This window comes from Streptomyces diastatochromogenes (assembly GCF_002242805.1).
GTDB classification, from domain to species: Bacteria; Actinomycetota; Actinomycetes; order Streptomycetales; family Streptomycetaceae; genus Streptomyces; species Streptomyces diastatochromogenes.
In genome coordinates this window covers 113,112-126,828 of sequence record NZ_MCGQ01000006.1, presented here as the reverse complement: position 1 = coordinate 126,828, position 13,717 = coordinate 113,112, and the positions used below count along the sequence as shown (strand labels likewise).

Sequence of the window (13,717 nt, the reverse complement as noted above, 5' to 3'; positions counted from 1 at the left end):
GCCTCACTACCCCTGGGCGGCCCGAGGACCAGACGGGGTCGCCTCGATGCCGGCCCGGACCGCATCGTGGTGCGGTGTTTCAGCGCGGACGGCTCCGAGTCCGAGGACTACGACTTCACGCCGCTGACCATGCCGGCGGAGCTGCGGGACGAACTGGTCGCTGCCTTCACCAAGCGCACCGCCCCCGGTGCCGGGCTGACGTCGCTCCACTCGATCAACCACGTCTTCAAGACCGTGCGGAACCTCGACCGCTACCTGGCGACGCTCCCCTGGCCGCCCCGGCAGCTGGCCCAGATGACGGTCGAGCAGTTTGACGGATTCCTCGACTTTCGTTCGACCGAGACCACCAATGCCGCAGAAGAACTAGGGCAGTTGAAGCTGCTGTTGTTGCATGGCGGGGGAGTATCGGACACGCTCGCGGCCCGCTTGGCCTCACGGCTTCCAGCACGGGACAGGACCAGGCCCGAGGAGAGTACGCCCAGCAGGCAGAGCTACAGCCGGACGGAGTTCCAGCGGATCACGGCCGCCGCGCGGGCCGAGTTGCGGGTGGCCGCATGCCGGATCAGGGCGAACCGGGACCTGCTGGAGCAGGCGAGGCAGGGCAAGGCGGCGGCTCGCACAGGTCCGTTGGCTTCCAAGATCCGACTGCTGGACTTCGTTGACAGCTACGGCGACGTTCCCCGAGAGCCTCGCCCCGTCGGTATCCACAAGGGGAAGTTGTTCCCGGCGAGGTGGGCCCAGAAGATCGGCTCGGTCAAGGAGATCGTTTCCTGGCTCCATCTGACGATCGAAGAGGCGGCGGCCGGGGCGGTGCTGCTGGCGGCGATGACCGGCGAGAACCCGCGAGTGATCTTCAAGGTCCCAGCGGCCCACCATCGCGCGGACGGCTACACCGGGCAGACCGGCACGGCGATTGTCGACCTACTCAAACCCAGACGCCAGCGCCGCGCCCACATGACGCTCGCGCTGAGCGACGTCCCAGACTGGATCAGCGTCCCGGACAAGCCCGAGGACCTCACCACCCGCGATGAACTGCACACGTCCTTTGGGCTCTACGTCCTGCTGCACGAACTGACGGCTCGGTCCCGGGCACTCGCAGGCGGAAGCCGACTCCTGGTCGGCTATGCCAGCGGCAGTAGCAACGGCGTCGGACCCGGCCTGCGACCCCTGAACCACAACTCGTACATCAAAGCTCGGGGCGAAGCGTGGGGCCTGGTCGCGGACCAGCACGACGAAGACGGAAAGACGGTCCCGCTGCCGCTGCGGCTCGATCTCTTGAGGCTCACACACATCGAGCTCTACCAGCGGCCGGTCGCACACACCGAGAAGACCGCCACGACCTACATGCTCCGCAACCGCGGCAATGTCAACGAGTACCGGCAGGTCGTGGCGAAGGCCCTGGCCGATGAGGTCGATAAGGCCCGCACCCGGGGACGGGTGGCCACCTTGTCCGCCGAGGACGTCGCCAGGGCCGAGGCCGACCCCGAGCGGATGGCCGCCGAACTCGGCCTGACGGCACAGACGCTCAGGCGCGTGATCGCCGGGGAGCTCGACACCGTGATGGCTGCCTGCAGCGACAACCTCGGCGGCCGGTATGGGCCGTCTGGGGAGCCTTGTCGGGCCTCCTTCATGCTCTGTCTGAGCTGCGAGTGCGCCAGGGCGCTGCCGCGGCACCTGCCGGTCCAGGTCCTGGTCCACGACCGGCTGGTGGAGCGTCGTGAGCAGATCGACGCGTTGCGCTGGGCCAGCCGGTTCGCGAGCCCGCACGCTCAGCTGGCCGACCTGCTGGCCGAGCACGACGAGAGTGCCGTCGCCGACGCCCGCGAGGGCGCCACCGAAGCCGACCACGCGCTGGTCGACCGATTCCTGAACAGGGAGCTCGACCTACGATGACGACGCCCGCCTCCGACCTCGATTGGGGAGAGGTCCCTGCCGGGACCTTCTGGCCCCAACCCGACACGCTCGTCCTGCTCAAGCGAGATCTGCGGCCCGACGCCGACCGGACGAAGCTGTCCTGCTTCGCCGACACTGTCTGGGACCTCAATGCGGCCATCTTCGAGGACCACTACCGGGCCACCTCGCTCAACTTCGACCTGATCCCTGCAGCCCTGCGGCTGGCCACCAAGCACTACTGCTGGCAGTTGCTCAACCACGGACGGCTCTGGGCCCCACCCGGCGCGAAGCGAACCCGGATCAGCGTCACGACCGTGCACGTGCTGTTCGTCAACGAGTTGCAGTTCATCATCGACTGGTTTGCCCAGCGGGGAATCACAGCCTTCTGCCAGGTCACCAACGAACTCCTGGACGCCTTCGTCGACGCGATCTTGGACGAGGAGGACCCGCTGACGGGAACCTCCCGCACGCTCACGGAGATCCGCCGGCTCTGGGGCCACCGCGAGATCCTCCCACCAGCGATGCGGCTGCCCCAGGCCCCGCCCTGGGCCGGCGAGGACACCGCCGAGATTCTCGGGACTGGCTCGACCGCCCGCAGAGAGAACCGCACCCCTCGCATCGCTGAGCCCACCATGCAGATGCTGCTGAGCTGGGCGGTCCGCTTCCTGGAGGTTTTCGCAGACCCCATCCTGGCCGCCCGCGACGAGCACGCCGAGCTATACCGGCGGACACCGGAAGGACGCCGCTTCACCGCGACCCAGAACCGGAACCGGAATCGCCCCGGCGACCTACTGCCGAAGGTCCACGCCTACCTCGACAACCTCCGCCAGCAGGGAGGATCGCTACCCGGTTCCCAGACCTCGGACGGTCGAAGGGTGATCCGCTGGCGCTACATCGCCCTGATCCTCGACTGCGCAGACTCCATCAAGGACACCGGGACCGGCCGCCTGATCGCCGAGTCGGGGCTCCCCATCGGCGACCAAGCTCTGCTGAACACCAAGTTCCCCCTGCCAAGCGGCGAAGGCCCCTGGCACCAGGACATCACCTACGACGAGGTGCCGGAGCTGGCTCGCTTGCTGAGCACAGCCTGCTTCGTGATCGTGGCCTACCTCTCGGGCGCCCGCGCCGGGGAGGTGCTCAACCTGCGGCGTGGCTGCGTGACACGGGACGCTGACACCGGGCTGTGGTTGATGCGGGGCCTCTACTTCAAGGGCGCCCTCGACCGATACGGCAACAAGATCCCCGAGGGGACCGTCCGACCTGACCCCTGGGTCGTCATCGAGCTCGTTGCGAGCGCCGTCGCGGTGCTGGAACGGCTCCACCCCAGCCCGCTTCTCTTCCCGACCCGCCTCGAGCCGTTCCACAAACGATGGGTAAACGAACGACGGCTCGGCGACGCCCGATCGGACGCCTCCATCGCCGGTGACCTGGGCGACTTCGTCCAATGGGTGAACGAGCAATGCGCTCGCCTCGGCCGCACCGACCCCATCCCCGACGACGGTCGTGGCCCGCTGAAAGCGAGCCGGTTCCGCCGCACGCTGGCCTGGTTCATCCGACGCCGACCCCGAGGCCTGATCGCCGCCTCGATCCAATACGGTCACGCCCACGTTCGCATGCTAGAAGGCTACGCAGGCACCTACGAGTCCGGCTTCCCGGACGAGTACGCCTTCCAGGACTGGCTGTACCGGCTCGAATGCTTCGCCGAGGACGAAGCCGCTCTTGCCGCGGGCGAGCACGTCAGCGGGCCGGCAGCCGACGCCTACCGCACACGAGTCGCAGCAGCGAACCGAGAGTTCGCCGGCCGCGTGCTCAAGAACGAACGGCAGGCCCTGGACCTGATCGGCAACCCGCTCCTGCAGATCCACCACGGCGAGGGCATGACCTGTGTCCTCAACCCGGCCACGGCAGCCTGCCAGCTACGGGGTGACGCCAACGACCCACTGGTCACCCCGGACACCGACGACTGCAGGCCCAAGTGCCCGAATCTCGCACGAACCGACCGCGACATCGAATACGTCCGGAAGAAGATCGCCGACCTCGCCGAAATCATCGCTGATCCACTCGCGCCACCCATTCGCCACCAGCGCGACTGCCACGAGCTCGACCGCCTGCAGGCCGCCCTCCGCGACCACGAGGAAGGAGCTACCTGTTGATGACCGCGATCCCGCTCAACGGCGAGACCGACCCGACCCGACGGGCGATCATCGCTGCCATGAACCGGCTCTTCGCCGGCACCCCCAAGCGATCGACCGGGCGCCTCAACGTCTCACAGCTGGCCATTGAAGCCGACGTCCAGCGCTGGCACCTGACTCACCAACACCAAGATCTCAAGGATCTCTTCCAGGCCCGGGCGGCAGCCGACGAAGCCAAACGCGTGACCCACGTCCGCGAGCAGGACGCCTACCAGGAACTCAAGAAGAAGTACGCCGACCTGAAGAAACACGCACGATTGCTCGAAGAGCGTCTGCAGCTATACGCCACGGCCGTCAACCTTCTCAGCCTCGAACTCCAGGCCGTCACCGAGCGCACCGAAGACACAGTCAAGGTCCGGGTCATGCCCCGTCGACCCCGACAGTTGCCCTGACGAAGACCAGGCCCACTGGGGAACCGACGGAATTCTTAGAAATTCTCCGCCAGTACAACAGCCGGTGATGTGGATCTTTATGGTTGAAGGGCGACTTGGCGGCGGTAGAGGCTGCGGCGGGCGCGGGCTTGGTGGCCTCGGCGCCAGATGGATCAGCGCCATCGGTGCGCGAGGTCGTGCACAGGCCGAACGAGTAGAGCGATGAACAGGCGCTGGATCTCGTTGCAGGTGAGCGGGATCAATTCGTCAAGGCTGGTCCCGTCATCGGCCGGGGCATGACTGGCCCGCCTCCACAAAGACATGGCCATAGTTCGGGCCCAGTAGGAAGAGGCAAACGTCTGCGGCGGCAAGTGCCTCCAAGCACGACTGCCGACTCAGCCTGCTCTGAGCCCGATTAACGTTCGATGTGGTAACGGCTTTGAGAGACAACGGTCTGGCGGAGTTTGGCGGCGAATTCAGGTGTGCGGGCGATGCGGTCGACACCGCCGGCTTTGCTTTGACGCAGGGCGCTCTTGAAGTTCTGTTCCAGTGAGCCCGTCATGCGGGACATGAGGTCGTCGCTGAGATGGGCGAGATCGATGTTGAGCAAGTCCCGCGGGGTGGGCTGCCTCAGTCGAGTGAGCGTGTGGGCGGACATGGCTGCCAGGGGGTAGAGCCAGTTCTCCAGGGTTTCGCCCAGTAGCGGCCGGTCTTCGGCGTAATGGGTGAGGAAAGCTCGTAGCCGGGTGTGGACGTCGAGGCAGAGGCGGTAGATGTCCAGGTCGTGACGGGAGGAGAAGATCTGGGTGTAGTGCTGATCGTCCAAGAGTAGTGCGTCCGAGTGCCGCAGAGCGATGTGTGGTTCACGCTGGACGAAGGCCGTGAACTCCCGGGCCAGGCGGGTCATGCTGACGACCCGGTCGAGAGGGAAGCCGAGGTTGCGGTAGTAGCTGGCGCGACGTTCGTAGTAGTAACCGCCGGCGTGGCCCAGGCTTTCCTCGATGTCTTTCTGGATGGCTTCGGTGGCTCGCAAGGCGCCTGCCGGGAGCTGCGTCTGGCTGTTCGTGGCTCGGATGATGCGGTCGCGAGCGGTGCCGGACTCGGGTGCGACCACGATCTTGACCAGAAGGGAGCGGTCGCGGTGATGGCCGCCATTCTGGAAGTAGCTGTAGATCTCATGGCTGGTCTGCAGCCCGTTGACGATCTGCGGCTCCTTGACAACGATTCGTTTGCCTGCGATCTGGGCAGCGTCCGCGACCACGGTGACACCGTTGTTGAACCACCAGAAATCCTCGCCCGTACCGGACTTGAGTGTCTCACCGATGGCGTTGTTCACCGCGGTTGACCCGGCGTAGTCACGCACGTTCGATTCGAACAGTTCAAGTCGCAGAGCTTCGTTGTCCGAGGTGATGAAGCGGTAGTACTCGTCCAAGCGTGCCAGGCACACGTACCCCTCGCCGAGGGAGGTGCTCATCGGGGTTTCGGTGAATACCAACTGCGCGACCGCTTTGGCGCCTCGGGCGGTGCGTTCGCGGAGGTCGGCGGCATTGAGGTACTCCAGGTCTGCCTTGGTGTCCGAAGTGATCTTCGCGAGCTCTCGCCGCAGCCGGTCTCCCTTGGCCTTCACGTTGGGATGCGGCGTCTCGGCGGCCTTGTTGGCGTAGATCACCTTGATGCGGACCTGCGGGAACGACGACGCCAGCTCCTCGAGGATGTGCAGGAAGCGCCGTGTTCGGTCCAGGAGCTTGGCATTCGTGTGTGGGGCCAGGTCCTCTTCGTCCCGGCTCATGTCCAGCAGTGTCGGCAGATGGAAGTGCAGCTTCTCGACCACCGTCTCCTGATAGCCCGATGAGGTCTTGGCCTGCAGGATCACCAACTCGATCTTGCCGGCGCGCGAGGGCAGGAATTGATGGGCATCAGCGGTGACGTAGCGCTCGTCGACGAAGGTCCAGATGCCGTCGATGCCGCAGTCGTGAGCCCCGTCCACGATGCCGTCCATGATTTCGTCGTTGTCGAGGTCCCAGTCCTGCAGGGCCTTGTCGGCAGCGAAGAATGTGAAGAAGTCATCCCTGCTCTTGTCCGGCGCCAACTTCCGGTGCTGGTCCTCCAGGATGCGATCGAGTAGCCGCTGGTCGTTATTCTGTGCGGACGTCATACAGCACCACCCCCCACCAAGGTGTCAAACCCGGACAACGATGTTGGCAGGCGAGTGATGCTGTGAACACCCCGCGTGCTGAGGAGAATTACGGAGAGACGCTGGTGCATCGAGTCGGTGACGCTCGCTGAGGCGGCGGGCGTGGTTGGGTGAAGGCCAATCAGGTGCCAAGGTGGCTGTCGATCCAGGAAAGTCCGCCAAGGTCGAGCCGGTGACGCGCCCGGGTGACCGCGACGTAGGCCAGGCGGGCGTCGGTGTCGTTGACGGGTTCTGGGATGGGATGGCCCTCGGCGTCCTGCTCGTCAGTGTTTTTGGGCGGTGGGAAGTCGTCCGCGATCCGTACGGAGGGCCACTCGCGGCCCTTGGCCTTGTGAGCCGTGGATACGGTGACGTCGGCGTGGTCCTCGTCTGTGAGTTCGTCGACCGCGGCGAGGATGGCATCAGGGCCGTGCGTGTCGACAAGGTCGACGAAAGGCTGAAGATCGCGACCAGCGGGGTCGTACACCGCATAGTCCTGCACCTCGCCCCAGGAGGCGAAAAGGACGAGCTCGGGGTGGCTGGTGCGTCGGCCGACTTTGAGATCCCGAGCAGCGAGCGCCAGTGCCGCCAGGGTGCTTCCTCCGCGGGCCAGCGCTACGCGGCGACCCGCGGCAAGGAGACGCATGACCTCGGCCATGGCGCCGACGTTGGTTCGGCACAGCACCGCGTCGGGGGTAGCGATGGCTCCAACCTCAGTGGGAATCGTCTCGCTTCCGGTCAGACGAATGGGTGCCTCGGCGAGTTCGAGCCAGCGATTGGCCTGTTCGGCGAGGAGAGGACCGAATCGGAAGGAGCGTGTCAGGGTGAGAGCGGTGGCGTCGAAGCCGGTCATCACATCGCGGGCGCCGCGCCAGCCGTAGATGGCCTGGGCGGAGTCGCCGACCATGACGAGTTGAGCGTGGTCACGCTGGGCCTTGAAGACCTGTTCCAGGACGGGGTTGGTGTCCTGGGCCTCGTCGAGGAAGAGGAAGTCCGCTTCGATTTTGGGCTGGGTCAGAGCCCACATCTTCAGGTAGTGATCGTGCTCGAAGCGGACCACACCGTGGTCGGGGTTTTGCAAGTCGGCCCAGGCCTTGGCCGCGAACGGCAACACGGCGTCGGCTAGTTCGGCGTGCTCAGCCGGTGTCGTGAGGAGGCGAAGACGCGGTACATGGTGGCAGGCCAGGGCGCGATCGGCGGAGTAGCAGAAGCGGGTCACGGCACGGAGCGCTGTGTGGGAGAGCGTCCTGTGGCTGATGTCGTGGTCGCCAATGCGAATGGGCCGGGTGATACCGAGGGCCTGGCCGGTCTTCCAGGCCGGCTGCCGGGGGCTGTTGAGTCTTCCGGCATAGCGGTGGCCGAGTGCCGCGTACGCGGTGGCGTGTGCCGTCTTGCACGTCACAGTGCGGGGGAAGCGTGTAACGGCGTCGTTGACGATGTCCTTGTTGAAGGCGAGGTATCGGCCATGTCGGTTGGTGCTGGCGGCGAGCATCGCGAGGGTCGTGGTCTTGCCGGTGCCGGCTCCCGCTTGCAGGACGAGGTGGTGTCCTGCTCGGAAGGCGTCGGCGGCCTGAACTTGCTCGGCGGTCGGGGCGGGCACGGAGCCTCCTCAGGAAGCAGTGGAGGAGGACTCGCCGCCCGACAAGCGGCGATGTTGGCTGATAGCGCTCGCCGCACAGAGCAGCAGTTCTTCCGGGGTATGTTGCATCAGCAGCTCTTCCAGTCGGGTCGTCAGGTGGTGGGCTTGCTCCTGTTGGTGCTGGGTGACGGCAGCGGTCACGGTGTGACGGACGAAGTCCCGGGGGCGCTGTCCGCGGACGGCCGCAGCCTGTCGGATGGCCGTACGGGCGGTCTGGCCGAGAGCGAAGTTCAGCAGGACGCAGCCCTGCTGGTCCGGGTAGTGGCTGGTGAGGACATCGATGGGCAGCACCTCGTCGAGCCGGTGCCGAAGTACGCGCAGCGCGCGTCCGGGACTCTTCGCGCGCTGCAGAGTCAGCAGTCGGGTCTGGTCGACGTTGCTGGCCAGTGGCAGTACACGGCCTGCGCGGCGCAGCTCACCGTGGGTGGCGGGCCGGGTCAGGATGATTTCTACCGCGTGGTGCGGGGACATGACTGCGTCGCCTTCCTGTTCAGGTTGGCCGGCCCCTGACGCCGGGTGAGTGCCGGGAGACGGGTGTGGATGTGCTCGTGGTGGATGAGCGGGTCGAAAGGCTCCCACTCGGTCACCGCCACATCGGCAGCCGTGGAACTGGCGGCATGATCCGGACAGCGTTGAGCTCTCCAACGCAGCTGTTCTGCGTAAGGCAGATGGGTAAGCGCGTAGACGGCCATGACCGCGCCAGGCAAAGAGAGTTGGCCACGCGTTGCGCTGGCGGGAAGGAGAGTCCAGATGCCTGCCGGGGTCTCAGGGGTGAGCAGCGGACTTGTGCAGCGGTTGCGGCGTCGGGTTTGGGCGACGCACTGGATCTCTTCCACCGTGCGGCAGGCGAGGTAGCGGATGTAGAGGAGTTGCACGACAGGACGGGCCGGCCGACAAGTAGTCGGCGGTGAGGCTTCGGTGTTCGGCAGAGCGGCGGGAGGGACGAACGCCCCACTGTCGATCAGGCGGCGGGTGTTGACCGCCAGAGCCCGGCGCAGTGCATTCAGTTCGGGTGCGGCTGGAAGGGCGTCGCGGGCAGGGCACAGCACGGCATGCGGCAGGTGGCACCAGGCTCTGCCGTCACCCGCTGGATGAGCGACACCGCCGCTGACGTGCCACTGACATGTAGCGGGCACCGACTCCGTCGGCAGTTCTTGAGGATGCAGGCGGACGGGTCGCTCCCCCATGCGCTGGTACCACTCGATTCGATTGCCGCAATCCCGGCAGCGGTCATTCTGACCGCATCGCAACAGACGACTGGCGCTGTCGCTGCTTACGCGCAGGGAACGCCGTGCAGGGACGTGGGCGAAACTGCCGTCCCAACGTCGTGGAGAAGAGGGTGTGGAACACATGAGGGCGAACCTGCCAGGCAACACGCCGCTGAACCGGCGTCACGACCGAAGGTGTCCTCCGGACTGCCGCATCTGGTCAGACTGATTTGCGAGAGTGCGATCATGCGTTCGCGTCGGGTCACCGTTTCGGGCGGTTGGTGAAGCCGTCCAGGATCGGTCAGTCGCCGGCTTTTCCAGGCGGCTCGTGTCCGTTGCACAAGGTGGCGAAGAGCTCGTCGAGCGGGGTACTCAAAGCGTGTGCGAGGGCGTGCCAGGTCTTCAGGGTCCCGATCGTGCGGCCCTGCTCGATCTCGATGAGAGTCCGCCTGCCGAGGCCGCTACGGGCGGCCAGCTGGTCATAACTCCATCCGCGGGCCGCCCGCAGGCGCGTGAGCTCCAGGCGAAGTGCCTCGAAGTCCGGATCGGGCGGAAAGATCGTCACTCGACCATCCGACGGTGCAGAGCCCTGCCCTGTCAGTGCAGACCTCTGCCCTATTTCCCCAGGTGGTGGCGCGAGCGTGAGGGCAGAGGTCTGCACTACCGTGTGCCGCCGCCGTTCTCTGGCCGGTAGACGACGGCGCGGGTTGAACGGGAGGAGCGCGCCCTATGAGGCTTTGCACAACGCGCCCGACAGCGCGACGCGCCTGGACTGTGGAGCTGAGGCGCGGCTCTGGCGGGCCTCAGCTGGTGTGTCAGCAGTGCGACTACCGAGACGCGCTGCTCGCTGCGGTGTCCGCGCGCGCTGCGGCACTCGGGCATCTGGCTGGACATGCCCGGCGCGACATCCTGCCGCCGTACATGCGCACTTGCCAGTGCCACGAGCGAGGCTGCCGTTGGCATCCGCGTCACCGCGGCTGCGCAGGTCCTATCCGGCTACTTCTTGCCCGCGAGCAGGGCGGACGGCGCTGGCGCCTTGCGGATGCATGCGCCGCCTGCGCATCGGCCACCGCGCAGGCCGCCGTGGTCCCGGAAACCTTCCTGCGTACCGACGTGACACTGCCGGGCGGTACCGCATGTCGCCGCGGACGGCGCCCCAAAGGGCCCGGCAGTCAGATTCGGGTGCGGGAGATGCTCAGCTACTTGGCTGCAGCCCTCCCGAGTCACACCGGCGCCGAAGCCCGGCTGCTCGCTGTGCAGTGCGCACTGCGCATGGACTCCGAGGGGCAGGTCCGCTTGCCGGCTGGGCTCCTGCGCGGCCTTCGCCTTGCTCGCGATCCGCTCCCGTGGAACGAACTGGAACAGGCGCGGTGGATCCGCCGAACGTCGACCGCCTCCGCTTCTGCCGACGGGGCGACGGTCGCTCGGATCCTCGACGCCACGGCATTTGCTCAGTGCCCGGCGCGTCCGGACCGCAGAAGCGCTGCTGACTGGGCGCTGCGCACGGCGTGTGCGGGTGCCGGTGATCCGTCTCTGCGGCTCGCCTTCCTCTGCCTCGCGGCACACGCGGATATTTCGACCGGTCGCGGGTGTGTCGAGGCGGACCGGATCGCGCATGAGTGCGGGCTCGCTCCGACGGCGCTTGTCTCCATGCTCGACCGGCTGGAGACATCGCTCTCGTCGTGGAGCGTGGCTCTTGCCTCAGGGGATCTGCACTGGGAGATGCAGTCGAAGAGGGGTCAGGCCGACGGCCGAGCCGGCGTCATCTCGCGGTGTGGCTGACGCGACGAATCCCGAGGTCAGCCTCGTTGCGAGACGTGTCAGGCTGGTGGCCAACTGTTGCTCCTCTCCCTGCTGCCAGCCGCTGAAGAGCGGCGGTTCAATGCGGGGTGCGAGGGTCGTGTCTCCCAACTTCGCTGCCCAGCAGGGGAAGCGGAGTTGGGGTGCCTTGCAGCCGCCGTTCGCCTAGCCGAAGAATTGCTGCTGTGCTCGAATCTGAGTCGCCGACCAGGGCTCATGGGGTTAGAGTAATCGAACGCGGGTTTGATTAACGTATCGGATATCATCGAACTGATGTCTGGTATCGCGCTCCATGTCCAGGCTGTTCCGCCCGATGCCGTCCAGCTCGATCTGACGTCGGCGCTCCGGTACTTCGACCTGTCTCCCTATGACGTCGTGCAGTTGGCGAAGATGCGGTGAAGGTGCTGTACGGCATCGACAGCAGTGCCGGGCTCGCGGGCAACCGCATGCTGGCGGTGGGCGGAGTGTCCATCGGACGGCAGGCCGCCGTGCTGCGGGACGGCGCCGAGATCGTCGTCGCCACGCCCGGCCGACTGCATGACCTCATCGACCGTAAGGGCTGCCGGCTGGGACGGGTGCGCATCGCGGTCCTGGACGAGGCCGACCAGATGTGTGACATGGGGTTCCTGCCGCAGGTCACCGAGATCCTGGACCAGGTGCGTCCCGACGGGCAGCGAATGTTGTTCTCCGCCACCCTCGACCGCGACGTCGACCAGCTGGTGCAGGACTACTTGCGCGACCCCGCTGTCCATTCCGTGGACCCCTCGTCCGGCGCGGTCTCCGCGATCGAGCACCACGTCTTCGTCGTGCACGGTCCCGACCGGTACGCCGTGACCACGGAGATCACGGCCAGGGACGGCCGAGTCCTGCTGTTCCTGGACACCAAGCACGGCGTCGACCAGCTCACGCGGTATCTGCGGGCCAGCGGTGTGGCGGCCGCCGCCCTGCACAGCGGGAAGTCCCAGCCGCAGCGCACCCGGACCCTGGCCCAGTTCAAGAACGGGCAGGTCACCGCGCTGGTGGCGACGAACGTCGCCGCACGTGGCCTGCACGTCGACGACCTCGACCTCGTGGTCAATGTCGACCCGGCCACCGACCCGAAGGACTATCTGCACCGCGCGGGCCGCACCGCCCGGGCTGGCCGCTCCGGCACCGTCGTGACCCTCGTCCTGTCGGGACAGCGCCGCGAGACGAGCCAGGTCATGGCCGACGCCGATGTCACCCCCAAGGTCACCAAAGTCCGGTCTGGAGAGGCGGAGCTGAGCCGCCTCACCGACGCCAAGGCCCCCTCCGGACAGCCTCTTGACCGCGGGGCGGCCGCACCGCGCCCCAAGAACCACAACGCCCCGTTCCGTGGCCTGGGCAGCACCAAGGACGCGAGGGGTGGCTCTGGTGGCAGGCCGTCCCGTAAGAGCAGCGAGGCCCGCAAGCTCGCGGAGGCCCGCGAGGCGGCCCGGGTGCGGCGCGGCGGCTGAGCTCGGCTTCCCCGGACTGCGCTTAAGGATTGGCGCCGTCCAGAGCCGCTACCAAATCCCTCAAGGTGTGGAACTGGAAGGGGCCACCGACGAATCCCGCCGGTACCGGCGCGCGGGTGACAAAGATCGCCTTGACCACACGCGGCTGAGCTGACGTCGGCAGGCCGAGGGTGGCCGCCACCTTGTCGGCGTAAGGTGCGAGGTCGTCGAGTTTCCGCTGGAGCTGCGTCGCGTAACACGGTTTTCGGCGGTCGACGTAGAAGCCGTCTAGGTGGCGTCGGATCTCCGGTGTCACGTGCACGTCGGCTGGGTCCTTCACCTCGATCAGCCAGATGGCCGAGTCGGCCCCGCGCCCAGCGACTACATCGATCTCGGTCTGGAGCGACGGGACTCCGAGACGCTGCGGATCCTGCTCCCGGATGCGCTCCACGACCACATAGCCGGCTGCCCGGAGCGTTTGTGCCACCTCGGTCTCAAGGGCTCTGTTCTTGCGGTCGCGAACCACCTCCAGAGCGTCTGCCACCCGGCGCGGAGGCGGCGGCTGTGTCCAGGGCAGGATTCCCTGGGCCACGAAGTTGCCGTAGATACCTGCACTCGCATAGCAGAGATGCGGGCCCACAACGAGCCGCCCATCGGTGAGTTCTGCCAGGGGCTGGACGACCAGTCGTTTCTGCCTGCTGCGCGCATGCCACGGTTTCCAGTCGACAGCCCGCAGCGCGGAGGATGTACCGGTGAGCAGTCCCTGAGCAGCGGCGATACGGGCAGGTCCGTCAGGCTCATCCGCGAGACGCAACATGTCATGCAGATGCTGCCGTACGGCACCTGCATGGGCGGCCACAGCATCCGGATCCTCAGGCGCCAGCGGCCACTGGGCCAACGAGAACAGGACCTGCAGGATATCGCTCACCGATGCTCCATACGTGGCAAGCATGGCAGCGTCAACAGCAGCATCGACGAGTTCGGCGA

General features: G+C 66.6%; 11 protein-coding genes and 2 pseudogenes. 6 read left to right on the top strand and 7 right to left on the bottom strand.

Going from position 1 to position 13,717, the window contains the following annotated elements:
* Positions 1-129 precede the first annotated feature (129 nt).
* The 3 genes from BEK98_RS04070 to BEK98_RS04060 are packed head-to-tail and all read left to right on the top strand — an operon-like array spanning position 130 to position 4,477.
* On the top strand, positions 130-1,893 hold the full coding sequence (locus BEK98_RS04070; RefSeq protein WP_143684070.1) for a hypothetical protein: 1,764 nt from the start codon (positions 130-132) through the stop codon (positions 1,891-1,893).
* On the top strand, positions 1,890-4,046 hold the full coding sequence (locus tag BEK98_RS49835; protein WP_094214961.1) for a hypothetical protein: 2,157 nt from the start codon (positions 1,890-1,892) through the stop codon (positions 4,044-4,046). Before BEK98_RS04070 ends, BEK98_RS49835 begins: the two co-directional genes overlap by 4 nt.
* Entirely contained in the window at positions 4,046-4,477 is a 432-nt protein-coding gene (locus BEK98_RS04060) for a hypothetical protein (RefSeq protein ID WP_094214960.1), read from the top strand. Before BEK98_RS49835 ends, BEK98_RS04060 begins: the two co-directional genes overlap by 1 nt.
* A 77-nt stretch (positions 4,478-4,554) precedes the next feature.
* Here BEK98_RS04060 and BEK98_RS49830 read toward each other — a convergent pair.
* The 6 genes and pseudogenes from BEK98_RS49830 to BEK98_RS04035 all read right to left on the bottom strand — a co-directional run.
* A pseudogene (locus BEK98_RS49830) lies at positions 4,555-4,731 on the bottom strand (IS701 family transposase); the annotation flags it as partial.
* Positions 4,732-4,871: 140 nt separating this feature from the next.
* Positions 4,872-6,611, bottom strand: coding sequence for an AIPR family protein (locus BEK98_RS04055; RefSeq protein WP_094214959.1), 1,740 nt, complete (start codon positions 6,609-6,611; stop codon positions 4,872-4,874).
* 160 nt (positions 6,612-6,771) lie between these two features.
* Complete coding sequence (locus BEK98_RS04050) at positions 6,772-8,229, bottom strand: UvrD-helicase domain-containing protein (RefSeq protein WP_094214958.1); 1,458 nt, start codon at positions 8,227-8,229, stop codon at positions 6,772-6,774.
* A 9-nt stretch (positions 8,230-8,238) separates the two neighbouring features.
* Positions 8,239-8,739, bottom strand: coding sequence for a hypothetical protein (locus BEK98_RS49825; RefSeq protein ID WP_094214957.1), 501 nt, complete (start codon positions 8,737-8,739; stop codon positions 8,239-8,241).
* Entirely contained in the window at positions 8,718-9,620 is a 903-nt protein-coding gene (locus tag BEK98_RS49820) for a DUF6083 domain-containing protein (RefSeq protein WP_094215060.1), read from the bottom strand. The genes BEK98_RS49825 and BEK98_RS49820 overlap by 22 nt, the downstream gene beginning before the upstream one ends.
* A 157-nt stretch (positions 9,621-9,777) precedes the next feature.
* Positions 9,778-10,041 carry a helix-turn-helix transcriptional regulator gene (locus tag BEK98_RS04035; protein WP_094214956.1) on the bottom strand — a complete coding sequence of 88 codons (264 nt, stop codon included), beginning with the start codon at positions 10,039-10,041 and terminating at the stop codon, positions 9,778-9,780.
* 626 nt (positions 10,042-10,667) lie between these two features.
* Between BEK98_RS04035 and BEK98_RS49815 the strand changes: the two genes are divergently transcribed.
* From BEK98_RS49815 to BEK98_RS04020, 3 genes and pseudogenes are all read left to right on the top strand, one after another.
* Positions 10,668-11,258, top strand: a complete 591-nt coding sequence (locus tag BEK98_RS49815; protein WP_244201737.1) for a hypothetical protein — start codon at positions 10,668-10,670, stop codon at positions 11,256-11,258.
* Between the two features lie 291 nt (positions 11,259-11,549).
* A complete protein-coding gene (locus tag BEK98_RS50805; protein ID WP_279635448.1) occupies positions 11,550-11,675 on the top strand; it encodes a hypothetical protein in 126 nt (41 codons plus the stop codon).
* A gap of 56 nt (positions 11,676-11,731) precedes the next feature.
* A pseudogene (locus BEK98_RS04020) lies at positions 11,732-12,751 on the top strand (DEAD/DEAH box helicase); the annotation flags it as partial.
* Between the two features lie 22 nt (positions 12,752-12,773).
* Here BEK98_RS04020 and BEK98_RS04015 read toward each other — a convergent pair.
* On the bottom strand, positions 12,774-13,658 hold the full coding sequence (locus tag BEK98_RS04015; protein ID WP_244201736.1) for a hypothetical protein: 885 nt from the start codon (positions 13,656-13,658) through the stop codon (positions 12,774-12,776).
* Positions 13,659-13,717 lie beyond the last annotated feature (59 nt).